This is a genomic window from uncultured Oscillibacter sp., assembly GCF_947654275.1.
Classification (GTDB): Bacteria; Bacillota; Clostridia; order Oscillospirales; family Oscillospiraceae; genus Oscillibacter.
Genome location: NZ_CANTJS010000008.1, coordinates 1 through 26,723 on the forward strand (window position 1 = coordinate 1; position 26,723 = coordinate 26,723).

26 protein-coding genes and 1 pseudogene are annotated in these 26,723 nt (G+C 58.3%); 9 read left to right on the forward strand and 18 right to left on the reverse strand.

Annotation, left to right across the window (positions count from 1 at the left end; genetic code table 11):
- Positions 1-54: 54 nt before the first annotated feature.
- Positions 55-552 (reverse strand): DUF6977 family protein, encoded by a 498-nt coding sequence (locus Q0063_RS03295; protein ID WP_297870554.1) that lies wholly within the window; start codon positions 550-552, stop codon positions 55-57.
- Between the two features lie 351 nt (positions 553-903).
- Here Q0063_RS03295 and Q0063_RS03300 point away from each other — a divergent pair, with 351 nt between their 5' ends.
- Positions 904-1,815 (forward strand): 4Fe-4S dicluster domain-containing protein, encoded by a 912-nt coding sequence (locus tag Q0063_RS03300; RefSeq protein ID WP_297870555.1) that lies wholly within the window; start codon positions 904-906, stop codon positions 1,813-1,815.
- Between the two features lie 55 nt (positions 1,816-1,870).
- Here Q0063_RS03300 and Q0063_RS03305 read toward each other — a convergent pair whose 3' ends face one another.
- The 16 genes from Q0063_RS03305 to dnaA form a co-directional block, all read right to left on the reverse strand.
- Positions 1,871-3,784 (reverse strand): NAD(+) synthase, encoded by a 1,914-nt coding sequence (locus Q0063_RS03305; RefSeq protein ID WP_297870556.1) that lies wholly within the window; start codon positions 3,782-3,784, stop codon positions 1,871-1,873.
- A gap of 413 nt (positions 3,785-4,197) precedes the next feature.
- On the reverse strand, positions 4,198-4,614 hold the full coding sequence (locus Q0063_RS03310) for a DUF4304 domain-containing protein (RefSeq protein ID WP_297870557.1): 417 nt from the start codon (positions 4,612-4,614) through the stop codon (positions 4,198-4,200).
- Between the two features lie 10 nt (positions 4,615-4,624).
- The gene (gene rnhA, locus Q0063_RS03315) at positions 4,625-5,062 is read right to left on the reverse strand and encodes a ribonuclease HI (protein WP_297870558.1); all 438 of its coding nucleotides are present in this window, start codon (positions 5,060-5,062) and stop codon (positions 4,625-4,627) included.
- Positions 5,063-5,341: 279 nt separating this feature from the next.
- Complete coding sequence (locus Q0063_RS03320; protein WP_297870559.1) at positions 5,342-5,806, reverse strand: DIP1984 family protein; 465 nt, start codon at positions 5,804-5,806, stop codon at positions 5,342-5,344.
- A 19-nt stretch (positions 5,807-5,825) separates the two neighbouring features.
- Positions 5,826-8,360: a DNA gyrase subunit A gene (gyrA, locus tag Q0063_RS03325; RefSeq protein WP_297870560.1), complete on the reverse strand. Its 2,535-nt coding sequence runs from the start codon at positions 8,358-8,360 to the stop codon at positions 5,826-5,828.
- 292 nt (positions 8,361-8,652) lie between these two features.
- Positions 8,653-9,111: a hypothetical protein gene (locus Q0063_RS03330; protein ID WP_297870561.1), complete on the reverse strand. Its 459-nt coding sequence runs from the start codon at positions 9,109-9,111 to the stop codon at positions 8,653-8,655.
- Between the two features lie 36 nt (positions 9,112-9,147).
- Positions 9,148-11,112 carry a DNA topoisomerase (ATP-hydrolyzing) subunit B gene (gene gyrB / locus Q0063_RS03335; RefSeq protein WP_297870562.1) on the reverse strand — a complete coding sequence of 655 codons (1,965 nt, stop codon included), beginning with the start codon at positions 11,110-11,112 and terminating at the stop codon, positions 9,148-9,150.
- A 151-nt stretch (positions 11,113-11,263) separates the two neighbouring features.
- Positions 11,264-11,686, reverse strand: a complete 423-nt coding sequence (locus Q0063_RS03340; protein WP_297870563.1) for a hypothetical protein — start codon at positions 11,684-11,686, stop codon at positions 11,264-11,266.
- Positions 11,687-11,734: 48 nt separating this feature from the next.
- On the reverse strand, positions 11,735-12,139 hold the full coding sequence (locus tag Q0063_RS03345; protein ID WP_297870564.1) for a PH domain-containing protein: 405 nt from the start codon (positions 12,137-12,139) through the stop codon (positions 11,735-11,737).
- Between the two features lie 13 nt (positions 12,140-12,152).
- The gene (gene remB, locus Q0063_RS03350) at positions 12,153-12,416 is read right to left on the reverse strand and encodes an extracellular matrix regulator RemB (RefSeq protein WP_297870565.1); all 264 of its coding nucleotides are present in this window, start codon (positions 12,414-12,416) and stop codon (positions 12,153-12,155) included.
- 12 nt (positions 12,417-12,428) lie between these two features.
- On the reverse strand, positions 12,429-12,641 hold the full coding sequence (locus Q0063_RS03355; RefSeq protein ID WP_297870566.1) for a hypothetical protein: 213 nt from the start codon (positions 12,639-12,641) through the stop codon (positions 12,429-12,431).
- Between the two features lie 232 nt (positions 12,642-12,873).
- Entirely contained in the window at positions 12,874-13,407 is a 534-nt protein-coding gene (locus Q0063_RS03360) for a hypothetical protein (RefSeq protein ID WP_297870567.1), read from the reverse strand.
- Complete coding sequence (gene recF, locus Q0063_RS03365) at positions 13,407-14,513, reverse strand: DNA replication/repair protein RecF (protein WP_297870568.1); 1,107 nt, start codon at positions 14,511-14,513, stop codon at positions 13,407-13,409. Before recF ends, Q0063_RS03360 begins: the two co-directional genes overlap by 1 nt.
- The gene (locus tag Q0063_RS03370; protein WP_297870569.1) at positions 14,503-14,718 is read right to left on the reverse strand and encodes an RNA-binding S4 domain-containing protein; all 216 of its coding nucleotides are present in this window, start codon (positions 14,716-14,718) and stop codon (positions 14,503-14,505) included. Before Q0063_RS03370 ends, recF begins: the two co-directional genes overlap by 11 nt.
- A 3-nt stretch (positions 14,719-14,721) precedes the next feature.
- Positions 14,722-15,846, reverse strand: coding sequence for a DNA polymerase III subunit beta (gene dnaN / locus Q0063_RS03375; protein ID WP_297870570.1), 1,125 nt, complete (start codon positions 15,844-15,846; stop codon positions 14,722-14,724).
- A gap of 433 nt (positions 15,847-16,279) precedes the next feature.
- The gene (gene dnaA, locus Q0063_RS03380; protein ID WP_297870571.1) at positions 16,280-17,596 is read right to left on the reverse strand and encodes a chromosomal replication initiator protein DnaA; all 1,317 of its coding nucleotides are present in this window, start codon (positions 17,594-17,596) and stop codon (positions 16,280-16,282) included.
- Between the two features lie 417 nt (positions 17,597-18,013).
- Here dnaA and rpmH point away from each other — a divergent pair, with 417 nt between their 5' ends.
- The 5 genes from rpmH to jag all read left to right on the forward strand — a co-directional run bounded on the left by rpmH (position 18,014) and on the right by jag (position 21,345).
- Positions 18,014-18,154, forward strand: a complete 141-nt coding sequence (rpmH, locus tag Q0063_RS03385; RefSeq protein WP_021751147.1) for a 50S ribosomal protein L34 — start codon at positions 18,014-18,016, stop codon at positions 18,152-18,154.
- 167 nt (positions 18,155-18,321) lie between these two features.
- A complete protein-coding gene (rnpA, locus tag Q0063_RS03390; protein WP_297870572.1) occupies positions 18,322-18,873 on the forward strand; it encodes a ribonuclease P protein component in 552 nt (183 codons plus the stop codon).
- On the forward strand, positions 18,870-19,079 hold the full coding sequence (yidD, locus tag Q0063_RS03395) for a membrane protein insertion efficiency factor YidD (protein ID WP_297870573.1): 210 nt from the start codon (positions 18,870-18,872) through the stop codon (positions 19,077-19,079). Before rnpA ends, yidD begins: the two co-directional genes overlap by 4 nt.
- A gap of 147 nt (positions 19,080-19,226) precedes the next feature.
- Positions 19,227-20,387 (forward strand): YidC/Oxa1 family membrane protein insertase, encoded by a 1,161-nt coding sequence (locus Q0063_RS03400; RefSeq protein WP_297870574.1) that lies wholly within the window; start codon positions 19,227-19,229, stop codon positions 20,385-20,387.
- Between the two features lie 16 nt (positions 20,388-20,403).
- Entirely contained in the window at positions 20,404-21,345 is a 942-nt protein-coding gene (jag, locus tag Q0063_RS03405) for an RNA-binding cell elongation regulator Jag/EloR (protein WP_297870575.1), read from the forward strand.
- A gap of 76 nt (positions 21,346-21,421) precedes the next feature.
- Here the strand turns inward: jag and Q0063_RS03410 are convergent, their stop codons facing one another.
- Entirely contained in the window at positions 21,422-22,063 is a 642-nt protein-coding gene (locus Q0063_RS03410) for a hypothetical protein (RefSeq protein WP_297870576.1), read from the reverse strand.
- Between the two features lie 181 nt (positions 22,064-22,244).
- On the opposite strand from Q0063_RS03410, the pseudogene Q0063_RS03415 reads away from it, so the two are divergent.
- The 3 genes and pseudogenes from Q0063_RS03415 to Q0063_RS03425 all read left to right on the forward strand — a co-directional run.
- Positions 22,245-22,406 (forward strand): annotated as a pseudogene (locus Q0063_RS03415) (VOC family protein); the annotation flags it as partial.
- Positions 22,407-23,441: 1,035 nt separating this feature from the next.
- A complete protein-coding gene (locus Q0063_RS03420; RefSeq protein ID WP_297870577.1) occupies positions 23,442-24,722 on the forward strand; it encodes an S-layer homology domain-containing protein in 1,281 nt (426 codons plus the stop codon).
- A gap of 36 nt (positions 24,723-24,758) precedes the next feature.
- Positions 24,759-26,504, forward strand: a complete 1,746-nt coding sequence (locus Q0063_RS03425) for an Hsp70 family protein (protein ID WP_297870578.1) — start codon at positions 24,759-24,761, stop codon at positions 26,502-26,504.
- Positions 26,505-26,723: the final 219 nt, after the last annotated feature.

Sequence of the window (26,723 nt, forward strand, 5' to 3'; positions counted from 1 at the left end):
TATTTCCTATTTTATCTCTTTGAATCCAATTTTGCAAAATTGATTTCCGTGCCCTCACATTTCCTGTCTTTTTGCACGTCCTGACGCCGGTATTCCCAAGGACTGCCCATAAACCACATGCTCCCTGTGCCACCGGATAAACTCCTCTCCTGAAAAATCCGGCAGACGCCCATATTCCTCCAGCATCAGTTTGATGATGGAAACAGCTCCCGCCTGTGTGTTGACGCTTTTCGCCGGATTGAATTCAATATCCGTAAAATAATTGTACTCAGAAACCGCGCGCATCTCATCCCCGGACAACGACTGCCTCACAGCGGAGATATAGATATAATCATAGAAAACCGTCCGGGGAATCAGCGGGAATTCCCCCTCCTGACAGCGAAACCCTGTCAAAGGTCCGGAAGTCCTCAGCCTCTCGTCGCGCTTGGCCTCCTTCGGCGGGACCTCCAGCAGATCAGAATAAGGTCCGCCCTTCTCAAAAACCTTCGCGCTTTGAAAAACATTCTCAAGGGTGTACCCATTCAGCCTGAGTCGAAAGGCGCTGAGCTTCACGCCAACCGGCTCCCTGCTCCTGGTGCTGGCCTCCAGCGGTCTGGCCTCCCCGTCCGCCGCCAGAATGGCGCGGTGAAGACTCTCGACGGACTTTTGCTTCTGAGACACGGAAAAGCCGGGGAACCACTCAAACGAATACAGTCTGCTGTCCGCCTTCCCCTGACGGACATAAAACGCCGGCCGCTCCGCCATTGAAATCCTCCTTTTCCATCCAAAACTACCCCTGCAAAACCCTCCCGCCGGACAGGCCCTGTGGCCCGGTCCTGAAGGAAAAGGTTGACAGCAATCGAACAAATCTTCTATAATAGACAAAATCCCAGTCAGTCCCGCCCACACATAAAGGAGGTTTCTATGTCCAATCAAACCAGCACATTTTCCGGCTGCGGCAAGGAGGACCATTTTCACTACGTGATATCTGAATCCTGCGTATCCTGCGGCCTCTGTGCGGACCGCTGTCCCACCGGCACCATTTCTCCGGGAAGCGGGAGGTATGAAATCGACCCGGCCCGCTGCATTGACTGCGGGACCTGTTCCGCGGTGTGTCCCGCGGGAGCGGCCCGCCCTTCCGCCGTCCTGCGGGACAGCATTTCGATTCCGGATATCAACATGGAACAATGCTATTTCAATCCGGGATGCGCGCTGAGCGCCTATAAACCGGAGGTTCCTCAGATGATGCTGGAGCTTCTGCAACAGCATTTCGGACCGGTGAAGCCCCACCATCTGTGCTGCCGCCACGACCCGCAATTGGAACAGGGCTCCACCATCATCAACAACTGCGCCGGCTGCGACCGCCGCTTCCGCTCCCTATATCAGGGGATTCACACCATTTCCTTCTGGGAGGTCATCGACAGCATAGACGGCCTAAAACTGCCTGACTACAGCGGCCTGACGGTCTCTGTCCACGACCCGTGCAGCTACCGGCATAAGCCCCAGGTCCATCAGGCCGTCCGGAGCCTTCTGAGGAAAATGAACATCGAAATCGCGGAAGCTCCCTTCAGCGGGACCACCTCAATCTGCTGCGGCGACAACCTCTATGGCTCTGTCCCCAACCAGCAGGTGGAGCGGCGCATCCGGTTCCGGACAGAACAATTCCCCTGCCATGATGTGGCTGTATACTGCATCGGCTGTGTCCGGGCCATGACCTCCGGAGGAAAACAGCCCCGCTATCTGCCCGACCTGCTGTTCCGGCGGGAAGCGGAACCCATGCCGGATACACTGGATGAATACCATGACAGGGTTATATCCTATATAGAAGCCCATTAAGTGACGGAGCGGGACCCGCGGCTCAGCTTCGGCGCGTCCGCCCCGTCCGCCGGCTTCACTCCAGCGCCTCCGCCTCCGCCAGCCACAGGCCGGCCTGGGCATCGCTGGGCATCCGCCAATCGCCTCGTGGAGACAGGGCCACGGTGCCGATCTTGGGTCCGTCGGGGAGACAGTTCCGCTTGAACTGCTGGGAGAAAAACCGCCGGTAGAAGCTCTTCAGCCATTTCAAAATCACATCCCGGCTGTACTTCCCGCCCAGGGCGTACCGGGCCAGCCGGTAAACCTTTTCCGGGCCGAAGCCCCAGCGGAGCACATAGTACAGGAAAAAGTCGTGGAGCTCATAGGGTCCCACCAGGTCCTCCGTCCGCTGGCTGATTTCCCCCTGGACGGCGGGCAGCAGCTCCGGGGAGACCGGCGTGTCCAGAATATCCTCCAGAACATCGTGAAGCTCCTGTTCCTCCCCATCCTGAGAGAGGTAGCCCACCAGATGCCGCACCAGCGTCTTGGGAATGGAGGCATTGACTCCGTACATGCTCATATGATCCCCGTTATAGGTGCACCAGCCCAAAGCCAGCTCACTGAGGTCCCCGGTGCCGATGACCAGACCCCCGTTGGCGTTGGCAATGTCCATCAGTACCTGGGTCCGCTCCCGGGCCTGGGCGTTCTCATAGGTGACGGAGTGATCTTCCGGGTCGTGGCCGATGTCCCGGAAGTGGCTCCGGACCGACCGGGAGATATCCACGGTCCGCAGGTGGGTCCCCATCTTCTCCGCCAGGATACACGCGTTGTTTCTCGTCCGGTCTGTGGTGCCGAAACAGGGCATGGTGACGGCGATGATATCCGTCATGGGCCGGTCCAGCAGCTTCATGGCAAGGCCCGTGATGAGCACCGCCAGAGTGGAGTCCAGCCCGCCGGAGAGACCCACCACGGCGCATTTGGCCCGGGTGTGCTCCAGCCGCTGCTTGAGGCCCAGAGAGGCAATCAGCAGGATTTCCCGGCACCGGGCGTCCCGGTCCTCCCTTCCCTCCGGGACGAAGGGCATGGGAGAGACATAGCGGGTGAGCTTGGTTTTGCTCTCCGTCAGGGAAAAAACGCTGTGGTCCCTCCGGCTCCATTCCGCCTCCGGAAGGGCCTGGGTCCGGCGGCGCTCATAGCTGAGGCGCTGGACGTCGATTTCCGAGATCAGCAGTCCGCCCTCAAAGCGCTTTTCCGCCAGCATCGTCCCGTTTTCCGCAATAAGCTGATGGGCCCCGAATACCAGGTCGGAGGTGGATTCCCCCGCCCCGGCACTGGCGTACACATAGCCGCAGAGGAGCTTGGCGCTCTGCATGGACACCAGCTGACGGCGGTAGGAATCCTTACCAATCACCTCGTTGCTGGCGGAGAGATTGCCGATTACCGCTGCCCCATTTCGGGCCATCTTCACAGAGGGAGAATCCGGGGACCAGAGATCTTCACAAATCTCAAAGCCCAATGTCAGCTCCGGGTAATTTTCGCAGGAAAAAATCTGCTCCGCCCCAAAGGGAACGGTCAATTGGCCGCACAGGTCAATCCGGTCCTCCTCCTTGGGAGCCGGGGCAAACCAGCGCTTTTCATAGAATTCGCCGTAATTGGGCAGATGGGTCTTGGGAACCACGCCCAGGATACATCCTCTTTGTATGATAACCGCGCAGTTATACAGCTTGCCATGAACCCGCAGAGGCATTCCCACAGCGGTGACCACCTCCAGATTCCGCGTGGCCGCCAGCACGGTGGAAAGGGCCTCCTCCGCCCCCCGCAGCAGGGTTTCCTGATAAAACAGGTCCCCGCAGGTGTAGCCCGTCAAGCCCAGTTCCGGCAGCACCAGCACCTTCACCCCTGCCTGTTCAGCGGAGCGCATCATCTGAAAGGTCTGTTCCGCGTTGAATACGCAGTCCGCCAGCCTCAGCTTGGGCGCGCCGCAGGCCACTGAAATAAATCCGTCTCTCATATCATTCAACCCCTTGCTTTTCAATGGGTTTATTCTATACCGTTTTTTCCGGTTTTACAAGGTCCCCCATCCGGGAAATCTGCATATTCCATCGAAGGGCAACGAAAAACGGACCGCCAGGCGGTCCGTTTTTCGTGTGTGTTTATTTTAGGAGGGAGAAAACGCATCGGGCTGGGAGGACCCTTTGCAAGTATTAAGATACCCTATAATTTTTGCAAAATTATGTGTTTCCTGTAAACAGTTTGTGAACCTTCCTTAAAATTCATCCGGCACAGCGCCCGAAGTCCGCAGCTCCTCCGCCAGCTCTCTCAGATAGATGGGATTGGCGTTCTTAATACACTCATAGACCCTGGCCTCATAGCCATGTCCGCCAGCAGCCGGGCCCAGGTAAGACTGACTTTTACGTACAGGTCTCAGCCCGGGGCCGGCATGGCGTCTATGACGCTCTCCCGGGTGGGATAGTCCTCAAACTCCTCCAGAGCCCGCAGAACGGCGGACCGGACGCTTTCCAACAGGGCTTCCCGGTCCGTGGAGGCCTCCAGCGCCCACCAGTGATCTCCGTTTTCCGGATAGATCCGTCCCCGGAGGGCACATTCATATTCCTTGAATTTCAATCTCTCAATTCGGACGTTCTTCTCAAAGTAAGAGCCGGTATTGATGACAAATTCCAGATGGTCCCTGCTGTTCCACTTGTTCCGCTGGAAATTGATGATGCGGCAGAGGCCGTCCCGGCCATAAAGCCTGAAATTTGCCCCGTCCTTTCGGTACCCCAGCGGCTTCAGAAGCTCCTCGTGAATCTGTTTCAGCAGAGCCTTGAATTCCTGTTCCACAGCCCTCACCTCATTTGAACTTCCGGCTCTCCGCCACCGCCATTTCGTCGCAGCGGTTATTAAACTCGTTTTCCGCGTGGCCCTTCACCCAGTGGTAATGAAGCTCGTGGACCGCCGCCAGCTCCAGGAGCCGCTCCCAGAGATCCGGATTCAGGGCGGGCTTTTTGTCGGACTTGACCCAGCCCCGTTTTCGCCAGCCCACGGCCCAGCCCTTTTCCAGGGCGTCGATGACATACTTGGAGTCGGACCACAGCTCCACCCGGCAGGGCTGCTTTAAACAGGACAGCGCCTCGATGACGGCGGTGAGCTCCATGCGGTTGTTGGTGGTTTGAGCCTCGCCGCCGGAAATCTCTTTTTTGTGCTCCTCATACATCAGAACGGCTCCCCAGCCGCCGGGACCTGGATTGCCGGAGCAGGCTCCGTCGGTATAAATGGTGACAGTTTTCATAAAATCCCCTGACCCTCCCGCGCAAAATCGACGTCCGGAAATCAATCAAATTTGTAATCCTGCTGGTGTAACCGTACCGGGCATAAACATAAATCGGGAGTCGAACCCAACGAATGGCCCTGCTCGTTTCCATGACAGCGTGCCCATTGGCCCCGGCACATTGGGGCTTGACGTCCGCCTCTTGCGCAACCATTTTTTGTTTCCCGCCCTCCGGGCTTTTTTGCTTCCCTCCCTTCGGGCGTTTTTCCACAGCGTGCGCCCCTCAGAAGGCGCCCGCGTCTATTCGTTTGACAACAGCTCTGTGGTCCAGTTCTTCTCCTGGATGGTCTCCTCCAGCTGCCGCAGCTCCTTGGACAGGCCATCCACCTGCTTTTGCAGCTCCCGCACATTGACGGAGCTCTTCACCTTGATTTCACCGGCGGTGCGGCGGCGGACCAGAGCGCTGGCGTTGTCCAGAAAATTCCGCAGAATTCCCAGCTTCCCTCTCAAACAGTCCCGCCTGGCCAGCAGGTCGGACAGGGTGGCCCCGTCCTCAGTCCGGGCGGCATTGTTGGTGCGGTTGATGGCGGAAATCAGCGCCTCCAGCCGGACGTAATCCTCTTCCAGCTCCCGGAGCAGCTCCCGGGGGTCCTCGGCGGGCTGTTCCCCCTCCTGGACCTGGGCGTTGTTGTACAGACGGGCCTCCAGCTGATGGATGCGGGTCTGGAGCTCCGCCCGCTGAGACAGGGCGTTTGCCAGCTTCATGCTCTCACGGCTCCTTTCGTCACTCTTCCTGTCCGGGGGTCTCAGCCGGGATTCCGGCGTCCTCGGGCAGAGGCGTTTCCTCCGTCTCTTCCCGGTCCGCCAGCGCCAGGGAAATCACCTGATCCCCCTCTTCCTTGAAGCGCATGACGATGACGCCCTGGGTGGCCCGGCCCGCCATGCGGATGTTTTCCACAGCGGTGCGAATCAGAATGCCGCTCTGGGTCACCAGCAGTAAATCCTCAGACCCGTTTACCACCTTGATGCCCACCACATTTCCGGTTTTCTCGGTAATCATATAGTTCTTGATACCCAGACCGCCCCGGTTGGTGATGCGGTATTCCTCCACCGGGGTTCTCTTGCCAAAGCCCTTTTCCGTGATGGACAGGACCGATTTTCCAGGGGTCGCCCGGGCGGCGCCCACCACATAGTCCCCTTCCCGGAGACGGATGCCCCGGACGCCCACGGCCTGCCGGCCCATGGGCCGGACGTCGTTCTCATCAAAGCAGACCGCCATGCCATCATGAGTGGCAATGAGGATTCTCTGGTTTCCGTCGGTCTCCCGGACGGTAATCAGCCGGTCTCCCTCGTCCATGGTCAGGGCCCGGATGCCGTTGTTCCGCAGATTCTTCAGGCTGCTGCCCGGCAGACGCTTCACCGTGCCGTTCCGGGTGACCATGAAGAGGAATCGGCCGTCGTCCTCAATGGAGCGGGTATGAATCATGGTCTGCACCCGCTCCCCCTGCTCCACCTGGAGAATGTTGATGATGTTGCTGCCCTTGGCTGTTTTTCCGGAGACGGGAATCTGATAGCCCTTTTTCCGGTAGACCTTGCCTGTATCGGTGAAGAAGAGGATATAGTCGTGGGTGGAGGCGGTGAAGACGTCAGCCACCGCGTCCTCCTCCCGGGTGGTGATGCCCTTTTTCCCCATGCCGCCCTTGGACTGGGCGGTATACTCACTGACCGGGGTCCGCTTGATATAGCCCGCCTGGGTCAGCGTAAAGACGCACTGCTCTTCCTCAATCAGGTCCTCAATATCAATCTCGTCCTCCACATCCTGAATTTCCGTCACCCGCTCATCGCCGTATTTTTCGGAAATGGCGGTGAGCTCCTCCTTCAGAATCTGGCGGACCAGGCCCTCGTCGGCCAGGACCTTCTGGAACCAGATGATTTTCTCCTCCAGCTCCTTGTACTCGTTTTCCAGCTTCTCCCGGTTCAGGCCCTGGAGAGCAATCAGCCGCATGTCGCAGATGGCCTGGGCCTGCACGTCGTCCAGTCCAAAGCGGGCCATCAGATTGTCTTTGGCGTTGTCATAGCTGGTCCGGATGATTTTGATGACCTCGTCGATGTTGTCCTGGGCAATCAGCAGACCTTCCAGCAGATGGGCCCGCTCCTGGGCCTTCCGCAGGTCGTATTTCGTCCGCCGGACAATGACGGACTCCTGGTGAGCGATGTACTCATCCAGAATATGACGCAGGGACAGGATTTTCGGCTGGAGCTTTCCATTGACCTCCACCAGGGCCAGCATATTGATGGCGAAGCTGGTCTGAAGCTGGGTCTGCGCAAAGAGACGGTTCAGCACCACCTGGGGATTGGCGTCCCGTTTCAGCTCGATGACGATGCGCATGCCGTTCCGGTCGGACTCGTCCTGAATCATGCTGATTCCTTCCAGACGCTTGTCCTCCACCTGGTCCGCCATATTTTTGATCAGCTGCCGTTTATTCACCTGATAGGGAATTTCAGTGATGATGATACGGGTCCTGTCCTTGCCGAACTCCTCGAACTCATGGCGGGCCCGAATCAGAACCCGGCCCCGGCCGGTGGCGTAGGCCGCCCGGATGCCGCTGCAGCCCATGATGATGCCCTTTGTGGGAAAATCGGGACCCTGGATATGCTGCATCAGGTCGGAGAGGTCCGCCTCCGGGTCGTCCAGCACGCAGATCACCGCGCCGATGACCTCCCGCATGTTGTGGGGCGGAATATTGGTGGCCATGCCCACGGCGATGCCGGAGGAGCCATTGACCAGCAGATTGGGGAACCGGGAGGGCAGCACCTTGGGCTCCTGACGGGTCTCGTCAAAGTTGGGGTCCCAGTCCACCGTCTCCTTGTCGATATCCCGAAGCATCTCTTCGGATATCCTGGCAAGTCTCGCTTCGGTGTACCGGTAGGCCGCCGGGGGGTCGCCGTCCACGGAACCAAAGTTGCCGTGGCCGTCCACCAGCATATAGCGCATGGAGAAATCCTGAGCCAGGCGGACCAGGGCGTCATAGACGCTGGCGTCGCCATGGGGGTGATACCGGCCCAGCACATCGCCCACGGCGGTGGCGCACTTGCGGAAGGCGTGGTCATAGGTCAGGTTGTCCTCATACATGGCGTAGAGGATGCGGCGGTGGACCGGCTTCAGACCGTCCCGAACATCGGGAAGGGCCCGGCCCACAATGACGCTCATGGCGTATTCAATATAGGATTTTTCCATCTCCGGAACCAGAGAGGATTCCACAATCTTCTGGTCCGGGTAACGGATTTCCTCAGGGTCGTATTGGGGTTTTTTAGACATTTACAATTTTTCCTCCTTATTTGAGAGGTTGGTTTAAAGCTTTCCAAGTCTAGCGAAAACAGAAAAATAAGGACATTTTGTCATCTCATCTTTTTCAATAGAAATCTTTATCTTGTCTTTATACAAAATGCGGTTTGCCCTCTCCAAAAAAGAATTCACACATTTCTCACTTGGAAACAAGAAATTTGTATTGACGGCTCCAGCTTACGCTGATATTCCAGATTCTCATTTTCAGCTTTTCAGCCTTTTTTTATATGACGGTAATCCGGCATAGAAATCTCCTTCTGAAACTCTACCAGGTTTCTTTCAGCCACTCCATTCCCGGATAGGGCTCCAGGGTATGGGCGTACCACTCCACGCACTTCGCCGCCAGCTCCCGGTCCTGCATGGTGCATTTCATGGGAAAGACCGATTGCCCGTCGCTGGGTTTAATGGGGGCTTCCTCATCGGAATCCAGATAGTCGGGGTCGAAGCAGGCCCAGGCGGTTTCCGTTTCCGCGTCCCAGATTTGCAGGAAAATCAAATCCGGAGAGGACTCCAGAGTCAAACAGCCCTCCTCTCCACATTCGTCCGGACTCATCATGAGGCTGGAATACTTGCCGGTGCGGACCTTTTTCACAATGTCACGAATTCCAGCTTCGGAAATATCGTCCAATTCCAGACCGGGAAGCGCTCCCCTGCCGGCGCTTTGAATTTTCACGCCCTCCGGCATCGGCGGCACTTCCCGTTTCGCAATGATTTCTTCTCTCATCAATTCCTAACTCCTCATTCCTCATTCCTAATGGAATCAGTAATCCAGGTTGACTACATATTTGGCGTTCTTCTCGATGAACTCCTTCCGGGGCTCCACCTTTTCCCCCATGAGGATGGTAAAGGTCTCGTCGGCCTTCACCGCGTCGTCCAGGGTGATTCTCCGCAGGGTCCGCTTCTCCGGGTCCATGGTGGTCTCCCACAGCTCCTGAGGGTTCATCTCGCCCAGACCCTTGAACCGGCTGATGTCCACCTTGGCGTTGGGGTTCCCCGCCCGGAGCTCGGCGGAAATGGCGTCCCGCTCCTCCTCGGAGAAGGCCAGCCGGGTGGTCTTGCCCCGGGTCAGCTTGAACAGAGGCGGCACGGCGGAATAGACATAACCCCGCTCAATGAGGGGCCGCATGAAGCGGAAAAAGAAGGTCAGCAGCAGGGTCCGGATATGGGACCCGTCCACGTCGGCATCCGCCATGATAATCACCTTGTGATAGCGGAGCCGGTTGTGATCGAACTCCTCCCCAATGCCCGCCCCCAGGGCGGTGATGACGGGCTGGAGCTTGTCGTTTCCATAGACCTTGTCCGCCCGGGCCTTTTCCACGTTCAGCATCTTTCCCCACAGGGGCAGAATCGCCTGAAAGCGGGAGTCCCGGCCCTGGGTGGCGGAGCCGCCTGCGGAGTCGCCCTCGACGATATAAATTTCAGTGAGCTCCGGATTGTTCTCGTTGCAGTCCCGGAGCTTGTCGGGCATGGCCGCGCCCCCCAGGACGGTTTTCCGGCGGATGGATTCCCTGGCCTTCTTGGCGGCCTCCCGGGCCCGGCTGGCGGTGAGGGCCTTGTCCAGAATCATCCGGCCCACCTGGGGATTCTCCTCCAGGAAGGTGTCCAGCTTGTTCATGACCATGTTGTTCACCAGGGTCCGGATCTCGCTGTTGCCCAGCTTGGCCTTGGTCTGGCCCTCAAACTGGGCGTCGGTGAGCTTCACGGAAATCACGCAGGTCAAGCCCTCCCGGCAGTCCTCGCCGGAGACCTTTTCATCGTCCTTCAGCATTTTGATTTTCCGGCCATAGGCGTTCAGCACCGTGGTCAGGGCCCGCTTAAAGCCCTCCTCATGCATGCCGCCCTCCGGAGTATGGACATTGTTGGCAAAGGACAGAATGGTTTCGTTATAGCCGTCGTTGTACTGAAGGGCCACCTCCGCCACAGAATCATCCTTCTGCCCGGACATATAGATAACCTCGCCGTGAAGGGCGTCCTTGCTCTTGTTCAGCCAGGTGACAAATTCCCGGATGCCGCCGGCATAGCACATGGAGTCCTCCTGCTCCTTTCCCGGGCGGAGGTCCACGGTGCGGATGCGGAGGCCGGCATTCAGAAAGGCCTCTTCCCTCATGCGGGTATGCAGGGTCTCGTAATTGTAAACCGTATCCTCGAACATATCCGGGTCCGGCTTGAAGGTGACGGCGGTGCCGGTATGGTCGGTGGTTCCCACCACGGTCATCTCCTGGGTGATTTCCCCTCTGGAGAACTTCATTTCATAAATCTGTCCGTTTTTGTGGACCTGAACCTCCAGCCACTCCGAAAGGGCGTTGACCACCGACGCGCCCACGCCGTGGAGACCGCCGGATACCTTATATCCCCCGCCGCCGAACTTGCCGCCGGCGTGGAGCACGGTATAGACCACCTCTAAGGCGGGCTTACCGGTCTGGGCCTGGATGTCTACAGGGATGCCCCGGCCGTTGTCCACCACGGTGATGGTGTCCCCCTCGTTGATCTGCACCAGAATATCGGTACAGAAGCCCGCCAGAGCCTCGTCAATGGCGTTGTCCACAATCTCATAGACCAGGTGATGAAGGCCCGAGGTGGAGGTGGACCCTATATACATGCCGGGCCGCTTCCGGACGGCCTCCAGACCCTCCAGCACCTGGATTTCCGAGGCGTCATATTCGTTCCCGGCGTCCACCGCCGTGGAGTGCAGAATTTCGTTTTCCATTTCCATGTTGTCAGCCATATACTTCTCCTTAACTTTGAATCTCAGGGCAGAAAAAGCCACGCCGGATTTCTAGTCTCTGATTCCGGCCCGCCTTTTCCCGCCCCGCGCACAATGGATAAACTCTCAGTGTTCCGTCATATCCGGAACCGGGGCCGCATAGGATATCCCATCACAGGGTTTTCTTCTTTCTCAGCAGCCGGCACGCCGCCCAAACCGCCAGCGCGCCCAGCAGGGCATAGGCCGCAAGGATGCTGAAGGCAATCACATAGAGTCCAAAATTGCTGTGAATCAGAATGTTATCATGAATCAGGGGGATATAGACCTCTCTCGGGTCGATGAGGCTGTCCAGTATGTCCGACAGGTACATCAGAACAAAGGGAACCCCCGCCGCCAGAGTGCACAGCACCGGAAACCGGGCGGCCTTCTTCCGCCTGCAGAGCAGAACGCCCTGTACCGCCGCACCCAGCAGGAAACAGACCGCCGCCAGCGCCGCCGCCATGGGGCTGATGTCAAAGCAGCGGATAGGATAGAGATAGAAGGACAGCATATTTTTCAGTCTGAACAGAAGGAGCATGGGCAGCGTCACTTGCATAGACCTCTCCTTTCTCACTCCGGCTTTCCGGAAACATGGGAACAGGCTTCACGCCCCGTCCTCCGGGTCCTCCAGGTCGCAGAGGTCATCCTGGTCCCGGCCCGGACCCATCAGCTCCGTGGTCCGCATCCGCCGTTTCTCCTTGGCGGCCTCCACATTCTGGTGAATCAGCTCCTTGACCTCCCGGGGATGCCTGATGTTCTTCAAATCCAGGTGAGGGATGCTCTTGTCGGAGGAGTGGACGCACACGGTGCCCACCCCGAAAATCCGCTGGCCCAGGCTCATGGTCAGCTCCAGGTCCCGCACCCGGTAAAGCAGCACTTCGTCCGCCTTGAAATTCAAAAGACCGGTCTCGCAAAACAGCCGGTCTTCACTGAGGCCGTACCGGGTAAAGGAAAGAGGCAGACCCAGACGCCGCCTGCGGTCCCTCCAGAGATATTCGATGGAACTCATAAAAACCTCCTCTTCACTCCAATTTCCCGCTCTCCGCCCGCCTTTGCAGGGCGGCGGGGCTCAGCTGGCTCAAATAAACAATCTGACTATGATAGGGGTGGTCGCAGACCACGAAGGACCGGGGCAGGTCCCCGGAGACGTCCAGAACAACCCCCTCCTTCTCGGCGGCGGCCAGGTAATCCCGGGTCCGCTTCTCATAGCTGCACTTGTCCAGGTCGAAAATGCCTATAACACTGCGCTGAGGAATGATCTCGTTTTGTCCCAAATGCAGATACACCGCAAAAACCTCCTAACGGTCCGGCGGGCGGAACAGGTGCCTGATCAAGAAGACCACCGCCCTTTTTACAGACGAAAATGCCGTCGGCGCGAACAGAGCAAGCGCCAGCAGCACACCTGGACAAAACAGAAGAAGGAAAACCGCCAGCGCCCAGAAGGAGGACCAGCCCCCGGCGCTGAACAGGATGAGGAGCACGAAAAGAAACGCTCCCACAATGGCAGGCATCCGTCCTCACCTCCTAAGAGCCTGATTAAAATCCATCGAAACGCCGTCACAGGGCATCTTTTTCCGCCGTTGCTGCGTTGGTTTGACTTGAAATCCGTCAGGATTCCTGCGTCAAACTGCCTTGCCCGACAATTGGATAGCCGTTGGCGGCTCTGCCGCCTTACGGATATCACATGCCCATTGGGTAAAAAATCTACCCCAATCCGGCACTCCGCCGGATTTTAAACAGGCTCTAAGGATTCAAAAGCCAGGCAAACCAGCGGCGGCGAACCTCGCTCTTCTGGGCCCGTTCGTTGTCCCAGTTCTCATAGGATTTTCCCTGTCTGGGGGCGTAGAGCTTATAATATGACCCCTCTTCCGGGCCCGCCTGTAGACAATAGATGCTCGACTCTTTCTGCCAGCCCGCATAGATCAGGGACCCATCCTCAAGAAATACGGCGCTGACGTTCAAAGCTTCCGCGCTCTCCGCGTCCAGATACTTTCCCGCCGCAGCCCGGATATCCGGATTCTCCGAGGCGGTCAGGTCCCCGGACTCTCCGCCTTCCAGCAGCCCCTGAACAGAGGGAAGCGCCAGCAGCTCCGCCATCATGGACCTGTCCTCCTCCGTGATGACAGCCTCCGGTATTTGGCGGAGAATCTTCTCCGTGTCCCTGGAGGTGACGAGTATCTCGCTGCAGGAATAGCGGAGTTCCATACAGACCTCCACCCCCAACAGGACCAGCAGCAGGACGGCTAAAATGGTCTTCCCCATTTTCTTCCTGTCCATCACAAAATCCTCCCCTGTTCCACGTGAAACACTTTCCCGCCCAGAAGACTGGGCAGACGGTCCTCCTCGCAGCAGGTGATGAACACCTGTCCCCCGTCGATGCGGTTCAGGACAAACTCCTGCCGCCGGGGGTCCAGCTCGCTGAGCACGTCGTCCAGCAGCAAAATGGGATACTCCCCCAATACATTTTTATATATCTCACGCTCCGCCAGCTTCAGAGCCAGGGCCGCCGTCCGGGTCTGCCCCTGAGAGGCGTACTGCTTCGCCTCCCGCCCGTTGATGGAAACCAGCAGATCATCCTTGTGGGGCCCGGACAGGCACAGCCGGGAAGACCTCTCCGCCGTCTGATGCTCCTCCATATGCCGCCGCAGTGCTTCCGTCAGGGCGGACACATTCCCGCCAGGGTCCTCCACGGAGGAAACCGTCCGGTAGGAGACCGTCAGCTCCTCCCGCCCGCCGGAGCACTCCCGGTGGTGCAGGGCGGCGTACTCCTCCAGCCGCCGGGCGAACTGATACCGGTAATGAATCAGCACCGCCCCGAAGCGTATCATCTGCTCGTTGAACTCCGGCAGAGCTTCCAGCAGATCAGGCCGTTCCTCAAAGTCCCTCAGAATGCGGGTTTTCTGTTCCTGGGCCCTGGTATAGCCGGAGAGGGCCGCGGCGTATCGGGGACGGAGCTGGCACAGGGCGTTATCCAGGAACCGCCGCCGGGCGGCGGCGCCCTCCCGTATCAAAAACAGGTCTTCGGGCCGGAACAAAACAGTGCTGTAAACAGCGCTGAGAGCGGCGCCGGTCTTCGCCGGCACCTGATTCACCCAGAGCCGCCGCCTCTGCCCCTGCCGGAGCTCCGCCCGAATCTGAAAGTCCCGGTCCCTGGAAAAGACGCCTGCCTCCAGCCGGGCCCCCCCGCTGTGAAAGCCAATCAGCTCCCGGTCCGTCCGGGCCCTGGGAGACCGGCCGCAGGAGAGATAGACCACGGCCTCCAGCAGATTGGTCTTGCCCTGGGCGTTCTCCCCGCAGATGACATTGCACCGGGGGTCGAAGTCCGCCCGCTGACAGACGGCGTAATTCCGGAAGCCCTCCAGCTCCAGCCGTTCAAGGCGCATAGGCCGCGCCGATTCTCTGGCCGGCGAACTCCACCACATCGCCGGGCCGGATTTTCTTCCCTCTCTGGACGCAGGGCTCACCGTTTACTCTAGCCTCACCGGCCTGTATGCGCTCCTTGGCCTCTCCGCCGGTTTCCACCAGGCCCGCCAGCTTCAATAAATCCTGGAGCTTCACAAACTCCGTAGTAATGACAATCTCTCTCATGGCTCAGGCCTCGTTTTTCAGCCGCACCGGCAGCACCATATAGAGGAATTTCTCCTCTCCCTCCACAGGTACGATGACGGCGGGAGAGATGCCGGTGTTCAGCTCAATCCGCACGGTATCGGCGGGAGCGTAGCGCAGGGCCTCCATCAGATAGCGGTTATTAAAGCCGATTTCCAGACCGCCGCCGTCCCCGGACACCCGGCAGACGTCCTTTGCCTCTCCGTTTCCGGTTTTGGCGGAGAGATAGACCTTGTCGTGATCGAAGCGGCAGCGCACCGGGCTTTTCAGCTTGTCGGAAATCATGACGCTGACCCGGTCGATGCTCTCCGTCAGGGATTTTGCTTCCACCACCACGGAAATGGGGTTCTTTCTGGGTATGGCGTTCCGGTAATCCAGGAAATCCCCCTCCAGACGGCGGCAGATCAGCTCGGTGTCCCCCACAGTAAAGAGAATATGGCGCTTGCCCAGGGTAATTTCCGCCCCTTCCTCCGCGTCGGAGCAGATTTTTTTCACCTCGTTCAGGGCGCTGCCGGGGGCCACGAAGGAGAACGCGCCCCCCTCCACTTTTTCCAGGGGCTCCCGGCGCACCGCCAGGCGGAAGCCGTCCACTGCCGCCATGGTCAGTCCGTCGCTGCCCACCTCGAAGAGGGCTCCGGTGTGGATGGGGCGGCTCTCGTTGGTTGACACGGCAAAGGCTGTTTCCTCAATCATGGAGCGGAGTACCTTCTGCTGAATGGAAACGGAATAAACGTCCTCTACCTCCGGAAGATCCGGATAATCCGCGGCGGAGATGCCCAGAATGTCAAAATCCGACTCGCCGCAGCTGAGGTGCACCATCAGCCGTTCGTCTGCGGTGAAGGTCACCATATCGTCCGGCAGGCTCCGGACGATGTCGCTGAACAGCCGGGTGTCCAGAACCACCTCGCCCTCCTGGGCCACGGAGGCGGAGATATGGGTGCGGATGCCGGTCTGCATGTCAAAACCGGAGATTGTCAATTCCTGGGAATTAGCCTGAATCAGGAGTCCCGCCAGGGCGGGGATGGAGCTTTTGGCCGCCACTGCCGGGCTGGCGACGCTGATGGCGTTTTTAAGAAGCGTTTTTTCACAGCTGAATTGAATGACAGACATAATGTAGAGCCTCCATGCCGCGGCCGACGGGTTCAGGTCCGGTTTTCAACCGGGAAGGTGGAACACGCTGGCGCGGATGCCGCAGAAAAGGCCGGCGGCGGGCCGATTTTCCGGCGGCAGGGCCGCCGTTTGCAGTCAGGCCTTGTTGAGATGGGAACGGGAAGCCTGCTGCTGAAAAAGAAAGAAAGAATCTTTTTTAGTAATAGCAGCAGTAGGGCGAAAAATTGTGGAAAAAAAGCGAAACCGCTTGAACGGCAAGACTTTGGGTTTCCACAGCCCTGATGTGGGAAAAAGAACCGTTATCCACGCCTTTTGTCGAAGGGTGTTTTTTCCACAGGAAGGTTTTCCTTTTCCACAGAAGAAGGTGGAAAAAAGACGGCGAAAAAAGCGGCGAAAAGGCCGCGGAATCACCGTGGAAAATGGGATGTCCCTATCAGTGCCGGGAAGTGATGTTTGTTTTCAGCTCCTTCACGGTCTCGGCAAAGGCGGGGTCCTTTTTCATTTTTTTCTCCACCTGGTTGATGGAGTACATCACCGTGGTGTGGTCCCGGTTGTTGAAGAGCCGTCCGATGTTGTCCTGAGAGAGGTTCGTCATGCTCCGAATCAGATACATGGCAATCTGCCGGGCGGTCACCGCGTCCCGGATGCGCTGCTGCCCCCTGATGACGGACTCCTCCAGATTGTAGTACCGGCAGACCGAGGCGAGAATGGCCTCCGGCGTGGGGATGTATTCGTTGCTGGTTTTCAGAATGTCCTTCATGGCCCGGGTGACGGTCTCCTCGTCGGTTTCGCTGCCCAGCAGGTCCTTGTAGGCCAGAACCTTGTTGACGGTGCCCTCCAGCTGCCGGACGTTGGCGGTGACCTTCTGGGCAATCATGACGGCGATTTTGTCCGGCAGATCCATGCCCAGCAGAGCCGCCTTGTTCTTTACAATGGCCAGGCGGGTCTCAAAGTCCGGGGGCTTCACGTCTGCCAGCAGTCCCCACTCGAAGCGGGTCCGCAGCCGGTCGTCCAGCAGGGTCATTTCAGAGGGAGGACGGTCCGAGGTTAGAACAATCTGCCGGCCGGACTCATAGAGGGTGTTGAAGGTGTGGAAGAACTCGTCCTGGACCTGGTCCTTTCCGGCCACAAACTGCACATCGTCCACGAGAAGCAGGTCCGCCTCCCGGTACTTGGCCCGGAACTCGCTGCCCCGTCCGGCCCGGATCAGGCCGATGAATTCATTGATGAAGTCGTCGCCCTTGACATAGACGATTTTCGCGTCGGGGTCATTTCTCCGGATGACGTTGGCGATGGCGTTGAGCAGATGGGTTTTGCCCAGGCCGGAATCCCCGTAAATCAGCAGAGGATTGTAGTTCTGGGCCGGGTGCTCCGCCACTGCCATGGACGCGGCGTGGGCCAGCTTGTTGGAGGGGCCCACCACGAAGGTCTCAAAGGTGAATTCCGCGGAGGTGAAGCGGTCCGCCTTTTTGGCCGGCGCGTTCCCCTGGAATTCCCGGAGAGCGGCGTCATCCAGCAGTTTCACCTCGAAGTCCATGGAGAAGATGTCCCGCAGGGAGTTTTTGATGTTGCCCAGGAATAGAGACTCGATGTAGCCTTTTTTGAAGTCGTTGGCGCAGTGCAGAAAACAGGTGCTGCCCCGAATGTCCACAATGGTCAGCTCGTCAAACCATGTTGCGATGGTGGTTTCAGAAAGCGTGCCCCGCAGCTGCCGCAAAACGTTTTCCCAAATGTCGGTAACTGAATTCAAAAGGAACCACCTCTCTCGTTGAAAATAACAAAAGTACCTCACATATTATAGCAAAAAAAACAACAGCAGGCAATAGGAAATTATACATATTCTAATAATAAGCGCCGCTTTTTTGACGGACTCCAAATGGAAAAAAACCACCACATATAGAAAAAGTCCGCCGGTCTGAATACTACATTTTGAGCCGGTCCCATAAACAGCCGGAAACGGGCCGGAAAATCTCCAAATCCGCCGGATTTTTTTCATTCTTTCAAGTTCTTATTGACACCTTTTGTTTGAATATGCTATACTAATCCATACGTCGAAAGGCGTGTTGAATCGTCAGCCGCGCCGCCCGTTTCAGGGCGGTGTTGGGAAGGCGCCGCCGGGACTCCAGAGGAGCAGGCGGCGGAACATTTGACAGGAGGTGTCTCAGAGATGGCTACAAAGCGTACCTATCAGCCCAAGAAGCTGCATGGTCAAAAGGTCCACGGCTTCCGCAAGAGAATGGCGACCGCCAACGGCCGTAAGGTCCTGGCCCGCCGCCGCGCCAAAGGCCGCGCGCGTCTCTCCTATTGAGGAGACACTTGAAAACAGGTCCTGACAGGGGCGGCTGGAATTTCTATGTCAAATTCCTCCGTCCCTTGAATCTGTTTGAAGGCCCCGCCGTTCCGCGGGGGAAGGTTCCGGAATCCGGCGCTTTCCGGAGAAGAAAAACGCCTGTACCGGTTTGGAGGAAAGAGCGTATGAAGCCGTCGGTGACGTTAAAAGAAAACTATGAATTCCGCCGGCTGTATCAAAAGGGGGCTTCGGCGGTGGGCGGCTGCATGGTGATTTACTGCCGCCGGAACCGCCTGGGCCGGAACCGCCTGGGCATTACGGTGTCTGTCAAGATCGGCAACGCCGTGAAGCGGAACCGGGCCCGCCGCCGTCTGCGGGAGGTCTTTCGTCTGAACAGTCCCTGCCTTCGTCAGGGCTGGGACATGGTTCTGGTGGCCCGGGGCCGGACGCTGACGGCGCCCTGGAAGGAGCTGAATGACACCTTCCTCCGCCTGTGCCGGAAGCTGGAGCTTTTGCAGGACCGGCAGGGCCTGCAAAACGCCCAGGCGAAGCAAAGCAGGCAAGCGAAGCACGAGGGGCAGGAAATGAAGGAAAGGCAGGAAAAGCTGGGAACGAAAAAAGAGCAGACAGGTGAGCAAAAAAAGCAAAATGAGCAAAAGAAGGAAAAAATTTCTGTGAAGCGGGACAGGCCCCATGCCCCGGAAAAAGAGTCCGGAGCTGCGGAGGACAAGCCTTGAAATCCGTGCTGCTTTTGATCATCCGGTTTTACCGGAAGGCCGTTTCTCCCTGCTTTCCCCCCTGCTGCCGCTATACCCCCACCTGTTCCCAGTACGCCCTGGAGGCCATTGAGAAGTATGGAGCCCTGAAAGGCGGCTGGCTGGCGCTGCGCCGGATTTTAAGATGCCACCCCTTTCACAAGGGGGGCTATGACCCGGTGCCGTAACGGAAGGGGTATCGGAAGTATCGGATATCCTGACTGACGGCGGCTGTATGCCCGATGTGATGCGGCGGCATGAAACAATTCCCCGCTCTCATCAAAGAAGCCGGGAGAGACGCTCTCCCTCAGTAAAAAAAACGAGAGGACGAATCTATGTTTTCAACCATTGGATACATCATCTGTATCCCCTTTGCCTGGCTGGTCCGGCTGTTCTACAACCTGACCGGGTCCTATGGCATGGCGATTATCCTGTTTACGCTGGTGGTCAAGCTCATCATGCTCCCCTTCCAGATGAAGTCCAAGAAGAGCATGATGCGCATGACCCGTATGAACGGAAAAATCCAGGAAATTCAGAAAAAATACGCCAACAACCAGATGAAAATGAACGAGGAAATGCAGAAGCTCTATGCCGAGGAGGGCGTCAACCCCATGTCCGGCTGCCTCTGGAGCTTCCTGCCCTTCCCGGTTCTGCTGGCTCTGTACTCCATCATCCGCCAGCCCATCACCCACTTCATGATGCTGAGTCAGGACGTGGTGCAGAAAATGGTGGACGCGGTTACGGCCACTGGCGCGGACATGAGCGCCATTGTCCAGATGAAGGACGGGGCCGCCGTGGTCAAGGACGGCATCACCCAGCTGATGCCCTATGGTCAGATCAACCTGGTCAAGATCATCGGCTCCCAGATGCCCGAGACGGGCAATGCCGTGGAGGGCTGGATCAACGTCAACTATGATTTCATCGGTCTGGACATGGCCGCCAATCCTTGGGAGTTCGTGAAGGGCTTTTCCTTCTCCTGGGTGTGCATCGGCATGATTCTGATTCCCATTCTGGCCGGCGGCTCTCAGATCCTGTTCACCAAAATCACCGCCAAACAGCAGCCTCAGAACGACGCGGCGGCGGCCACCAACCGCATGCTGATGTTCATGCCTCTCTTCTCCGTCTATATCGCCTTCATGATGCCCGCCGCCCTGGGTATTTACTGGATTGCTCAGAGTGCCTTCTCCGCCGTTCAGGAGTTCTTTATGGGCAAGTTTTTCAACAAGAAGCTGGAGGAAGAGGAAAACGCCCGCTATGAGGCCCGGCAGGCCGAGCGGAAACGGAAAATGGAAGAGGCCAAGGTGCTTCAGGAGCAGCAGCGCCAGCAGACGGCCCAGAAACAGACCCTGAAGGAAAAGCAGAAGGCCGCCAGAGAGGCCAAGGCCGCCAAGGCGGCCAAAGCCGGCACAGCCACGACGGAAGCCGGCCGGGTAGGCGACCGTCCCTATGCCCGGGGACGGGCATACCGTCCGGACCGGTATGACGATGTGAAGTAAGAGGTGAAGAGCTGTTATGCGAGAGTATATTGATGTCACCGGAAAAAATGAGGACGAGGCCATCTCCAAGGCCCTGAGCCAGCTGGGCCTGGACCGGGACGACGTATCCGTGGAGGTTCTGGAGCGGGCAAAATCCGGTTTTCTGGGTCTGGGCGCCTGCCCGGCCAAAATCCGGGTTTTCTACGGTCCCGAGGAGGAGCCTGTCGTGAAGGAGGAACTCCCTGTTCCGGCGGAGCGTCCTGAAACGGTCCGGAAAGCGGAGCGCAGAGAGAGAACGGAGCGGCCCATGAAAAAGACGGAACGCACGGAGAGACCGGAAAAAGCGGAAAGGTCCGAGAAGGCCGAAAAGGTTGAAAAGGTCGAAAAACCTGAGAAGACCGAAAGGCTCGAGAGAAAGCCCCAGCGTCAGGAGCGTACGCAGCCCCAGACGCAGAAACCCCAGCGTCAAGAGCCGGAAGAGCCTCTTCCCGTCCAGAACCTGGGTGAGGAAGTGGACGATGAGAAGGCTCAGGCCATCAAGACCTTCCTCAGCGGTCTTCTGAACCAGATGGAGAGCCAGGCTGAGATCAAGGTCTACCTCCCTGAGAAGGGCCGCTACAAGGTGATTCTGGAGGGTCAGGGACTGGGGTCTCTGATCGGACGCCGGGGCGAGACGCTGGACGCCATTCAGCAGCTCACCAGCTACGCTGTGAACCGCACGGGGAACCGGGTTCGCGTACAGCTGGACGCCGAGGGCTACCGGGCCAAGCGGGAGCAGAGTCTTCAGCACCTGGCGCGGAAGGTGGCGGGGAAGGTTCTGCGCTATCGCCGCAGCATCTCCCTGGAGCCCATGAACGCCTATGAGCGCCATGTGATTCACACCGCCCTTCAGGACTATGAGGGCGTCACCACCTACTCCACCGGCGTGGACCCCAACCGGCACGTGGTCGTGGCCGTGGACCGGGGCGAACGGAAGTAAATACGGAAATTGCTGAAAAAATACCCGCCTCGTTTCAAGAGGCGGGTATTTTCTATGGCTTCTTTTGGAAGAACCCTCAGCCGTGAGTCCCTTTGATGGCGTTGAAAAGCTGCTTTTGGAGGGCCTCCCGTTCCTCCGGGTTCCGGAGACAGAACACTCCGCTGCAATGGTCCCTGAACAGGCAGGTCTCGCAGATTATCTGGTCCACCTCCTGGCGAATTAGATCGTCGTCGCTGGGCAGAGCATAGGCGTCTATTTTCCGAATGTCCTCCGGATTTCTCAGGGCGTAGTCAATCTGCTTTCCGCTGCCGGTTTTCAGGTACCGGTAGACTTCCGCGTAAAATTCAGCGCAGTCGCCGGTCCGGAAGGACTCAAAGCCGGACAGGTCCATCCAGACGTGGTCCTCTTTCCCCTTGAAGGTCAGTCCGTCGGGGTACATGCCGCTGACATAGATGCTCCTGAAGCAGACATGTTTTTTCGTTATCTTTTCAATCTTCCCTCTGAACTGAATGGGGGTATTGAGATAGCAGGATTCAAAGCTGGAGCGGTAGGTACCAAGGGAGCGGATCTGTATGTCCAGATATTCGTCATAGCTCAGATGCTCCGCCCCGGCAACCTCTTTCAGGGATTCAGGGCTGAAAAAGAGAACGCCCCCTTCCACAAGAATGCAGGCATTTTCACCGTAGCAGGTTTTAATCAGGTCCTCAAAGTCTTTCATATACCTCAGCCTCCGTTTCATAAGTGCCGCCCTGCGGCGGCCTGACATATGAATTCAGGACCGGCTGATTTGGGACCTGCATAAATTCTATCATAAATCAATAAGAGATTCAAGACGCGGGGAATTTTGTCCCTTTTAAAATAAGTGTTGCTGGAATATGACTTAGACAGTTTCTACAGAGGTTGATACGTCATTTAAACATACAGTAGAAAACGGCGCCACACCGGTATTAGTACCCACAACGGAACCATGGGGACAGCGAACCTGTTACATTGCTGATCCGGAAGGCAATTTGATTGAGATAGGTTCGTGGAATAAGCCATATGAAGAGAAGGATTCATAAATTCCGGTTTATCGGACCGTCATCCACCAACAGGGATTGCTCACTTTGGATATTTTGACGTGCGGTTTGACGAAGCGGCTTTCGGCAACACCAATCTGAAAAGGGAGGGAATTTTACGTAGACGTGTCCGCTCATGCGTTTTATAACAGAATCATGATGTAGGGGCCGCCGCCCTCGGCGGCCCTCCCGTTCTCCCAATTGTGCCGGACTTCCGGCAGATAGACCGGAGAGTCCGTGCAAAAAAAATCCGCAGGCGGAGTCTACCCAGGCGGCCGTCCGTCTTGCAGTTCTGTTCAATATAATGAAACCGCCGGTTGGCAATCGGGTTTCCCCTTCCGGCGGAAAAATGGTGGAAACTCTGTGATTCATGGTCCGTTTCCGGAGAAATGATGCGGCAGCAGTCCATGAGGCACGGCGTTTTCAACATGCGCACCGTCTAAAGGTAAAAAGGCAGAAAGGAGAAAAGCAAAACACAACCCCCCACCCGCTCCAGCGGCGAATGGGGGGCTTCAAACATTGATCGGACTATCCATTGGCTGATACCTTTTGCCTCTCTTCAGGATTCCGTTCGCGGGGGATAGAAGGGGGTAACTGTGATCCTGGAATTCTGCCAATCCATAAAACAGTTTTGGGAGGGCACCTGCCCCACCCGGCTCAGGATATGAGCGGAGTTTCGTCTTTGGGAATGTCCTGATATCACAAAATGCTCTTGGATATGCGAACGGTGCGCAGAGTTGTGGAAACCTCTGAGCTTGCTAGCCCATTGGACTCACCCCTTTCTGTAGTTACAATATACAATAGAAGTTCGGTTTTGTCAAGGGTATTTATGCAATTTTATGTTTTCCACAAATGTCATTCGATTACGTCCGGCAAAACGCACAAGAAACCGCTGGTTCCGCTCTTGCGGAGGGTTTCAAAGAGTGATATAGTAAGTTCAGCTGAAAAGCGGCTGCGACGCTGTTTTTCGGCCTCGCGGGCCCGCCGAGGCGTGATGTGCGGGCAGGTTTATGATTCTGACAAAGGAGGACCCAGACCATGAAGAGAATGCTGCTGATTCTGCTGGCTCTGTGCTGCCTGCCCCTTTCGGCCCTGGCGGCGGAGAGCGGCGGATTTTCCGATGTGCCGGCGGACCACTGGGCCGCGGAGGAGATTGCCCGGGCGGCGGACGCCGGGGTGATTACCGGGTATGCCGATGGAACCTATCGGCCCCAGGCGGATGTGACTGCCGCCCATTTCTGCGCCTTTTTGGCCCGCTCCTTCCTGAGCGACGCCTATTGGGCGCCGGTGGAGGTGGAAAAACGGGCCTTTGATTACCCGGAGCAGCCGGAGACCGCGGCGGAGCGCCGGGTCTGGGCTCTGAACGCCTGCCTGCCGGTTCTGGAGGGCACGGAGGTGCTGGCCGCCTGGGAGGCCGCCGGACAGCAGTGGGGCGATTTTGCGGACCGGCCCCTCAGCCGGTATGATATGGCTCAGATTGTGTACAATGTTCTCCGGGAAAAGGACGCGGTTCCCAGCGCGGGTTCCTTTGACACGGACCAGGTTTCCGACTGGGCAGATATCCCCAGAGCCTATCGCGCCGCCGTCTCCGCCTGTTGGGGGCTGGGAATCTTGAAGGGATGGAGCGACGGGAACTTCGGCGGGGAAAACACCCTGAACCGGGCTCAGGCCGCCGTGATCTGGGCCCGGACGGCGGACTATTTGGACGCGCTCCGGAAAGAGACGCAGGAAGAGGCAGAAAACGAAGGTAAGGAACCTTTCCAGGAGGATGCCTCTTCCGCCTCGGCGGAAGAGCAGCAAAAAGAGCAAAAAGTGCCGGAATTTGGTTTTCAGGAGGGGGAGACGGTGCAGCAGATGATGGACCGGATCAACGCCGGGACTCCCCGCTGTCAGGAGGGCTGTCTCCCCAACGGAGCGCCCCGGACGGAGGAAAACGTGCAGGCGCTGCTGGAAAAGGTGAAAGAGGGCTGCCCCGACGGGACGGTCTGGAATTCCAATCTGAAGTTTAACTATATGTCTCCCTCCATGGGCGGGGGAAAAGGCGTCCTTGCCTTCGGCATGGCGGTCAGCGACTATGTATTCGGTGAGGAGACCCCCCTCACCCAGCACCGGGAGTTCCGGACTCTGGCGGCAGGCGACGTGGTTTATATCAAAAACAGCACCGTGGAACGGGTGCTTGTGATAACTGCCGTTGATCGGGAGAAGGAGCGCTACAAGGCCTGTGAGCTGGTGGAGGGCCAGACTGTCTACTGGTCCGGCTGGGGTCCCATGTGGGAATTCATAGATAATTCAACCACGATTGTGTACAGCCGGGGATAAGATGCGGCGGCCATTTTGAAAAGCGAGGGGTGAGCTATGGCGACGATTGGAATTGATCTGGGCACCACCAACAGCCTGGCCGCCGTCTGGCGGAACGGCACAAGCGAGCTGATTCCCAACGCCGGAGGGGACTACCTGACGCCCAGCGTGGTCAGCGTGGATGAGGACGGAACCGTTCTGGTGGGCCAGGCGGCAAAGGACCGCCTGATCTCCCACCCGGACCGGACCGCCGCCCGCTTCAAACGGCACATGGGCACGGATAAGCGCTATACGCTGGGAGACCGGAGCTTTTCACCGGAAGAGCTGTCCGCTCTGGTGCTGCGCCGTCTGAAGGAGGACGCGGAAGCCTGGCTGGGGGAGCCGGTGGAGGAGGCGGTGGTCAGCGTCCCCGCTTACTTTGCCGAGGCCCAGCGCTCCGCCACGAAGCGGGCGGCGGCTCTGGCGGGGCTGAAGGCGGAGCGGCTGGTCAACGAGCCTTCCGCCGCCGCTGTGGCGGGCCACATCGGTGAGGAGGACGCCCTCTGCCTGGTCTTCGACTTCGGCGGCGGCACTTTGGACGTGTCCCTGGTGGAGCGCTTTGAAAATGTGGTCAGCGTCACGGCGGTCAGCGGGGACAACCAGCTGGGAGGTCAGGACTTCGATCTGGCCATAGCCCGGGGCTTCTGCCAGGACTGCGGCCTGGACTATGAGATCCTGAGCCGCCGGCAGCAGGAAATGATTCTGCGGCAGGCGGAGACCTGCAAAATGGCCCTGACCCGTCAGGAGCTGGTCATCATGGCGGTGGACGACGGCGAGATTTCCGCCTCCCTGACCCTCAGCAACGAGTGGCTGATTCGCAAAAGCGGACTCCTCTTCCGGCGGATGACCGCCCCCATTCAGCGGGTGTTTCTGGATGCGGGCATCACGCCCCGGGAGCTGGACGACCTGGTGATGGTAGGGGGCTCCAGCCGTATGCCGGCGGTGCGGCGCTATATTGCCCGGTTTCTCCACAGGGAACCGGCGGAGGACAGCCGTCCTGATACCGCCGTGGCCCTGGGGACGGGTATCTGCGCCGCCATGAAGGTCCGGGCGCTTCAGGAACTGGTGCTGACCGATGTGTGTCCCTTTACACTGGGCGTGGCCCGGTATAACGAGAGCGACCCCCAGCAGCATCTGATGTCTCCTATCATCGAGCGGAACAGCGTCCTGCCCACCAGCAAGGTGGGGGTCTATACCACCGTCCGGGACGGACAGGAACGGGTGGAGGTTCAGGTCTATCAGGGGGAAAACCGCTATTGCAGCGACAATACCCTGCTGGGACAGCTGACGCTGCGGGTGCCCCCCGCCCCCCGAGGGACACAGGGGGTCCGCATCCGCTTCACCTATGACATCAACGGTCTTCTGGAGGTGGAAGCCATGAACGACGCCGGTGGGCTGGAACGGCTTGTGCTTCAGGGCCAGGGCATGACCGAGGCCGAGACCGCCCGGAGACTGAAGGAGCTGGCCGCTCTGAAGCTCCACCCCAGAGAACAGGAGATTCCCTGCCGCCTGATTGCCCGGGGCAAGCGGCTGTATGCCGTCACCGTGGGAGAGCTGCGGGAGCAGGTGGGGGAGCTGCTGGACTGGTATCAGCAGCAGCTGAACAGCCAGGAGCCCTTGAAAATCGCCAAGGCCACCCGGCGGGCGGAGCACTTTTTCGACCAGGCAGAGGCTTATCTGGGAGACGCCGCCCTCCAGCTGCCGGAGGACTTTGAAGAGGCGTATGAGGAGGACACGGAGGACGGCGGGGAGGATGAGGAATGAGCTGGCCCTGGAGTGAGCTGGGACTGCCCGGCCCGGCGGATTTGCGGTCCATCCGTCAGGCTTACGCCCAGCGCCTGAAAACCACCCGCCCGGAGGATGACCCGGCGGGCTTCCAGCGGCTCCATGAGGCCTATCAGCAGGCGTGCCGCATGGTTCGTCAAAAGCAGCGGGGTCAGGAAGAATCCGAGGGGGACCGCCGTCCGGCTGAGCCCGGCGGAA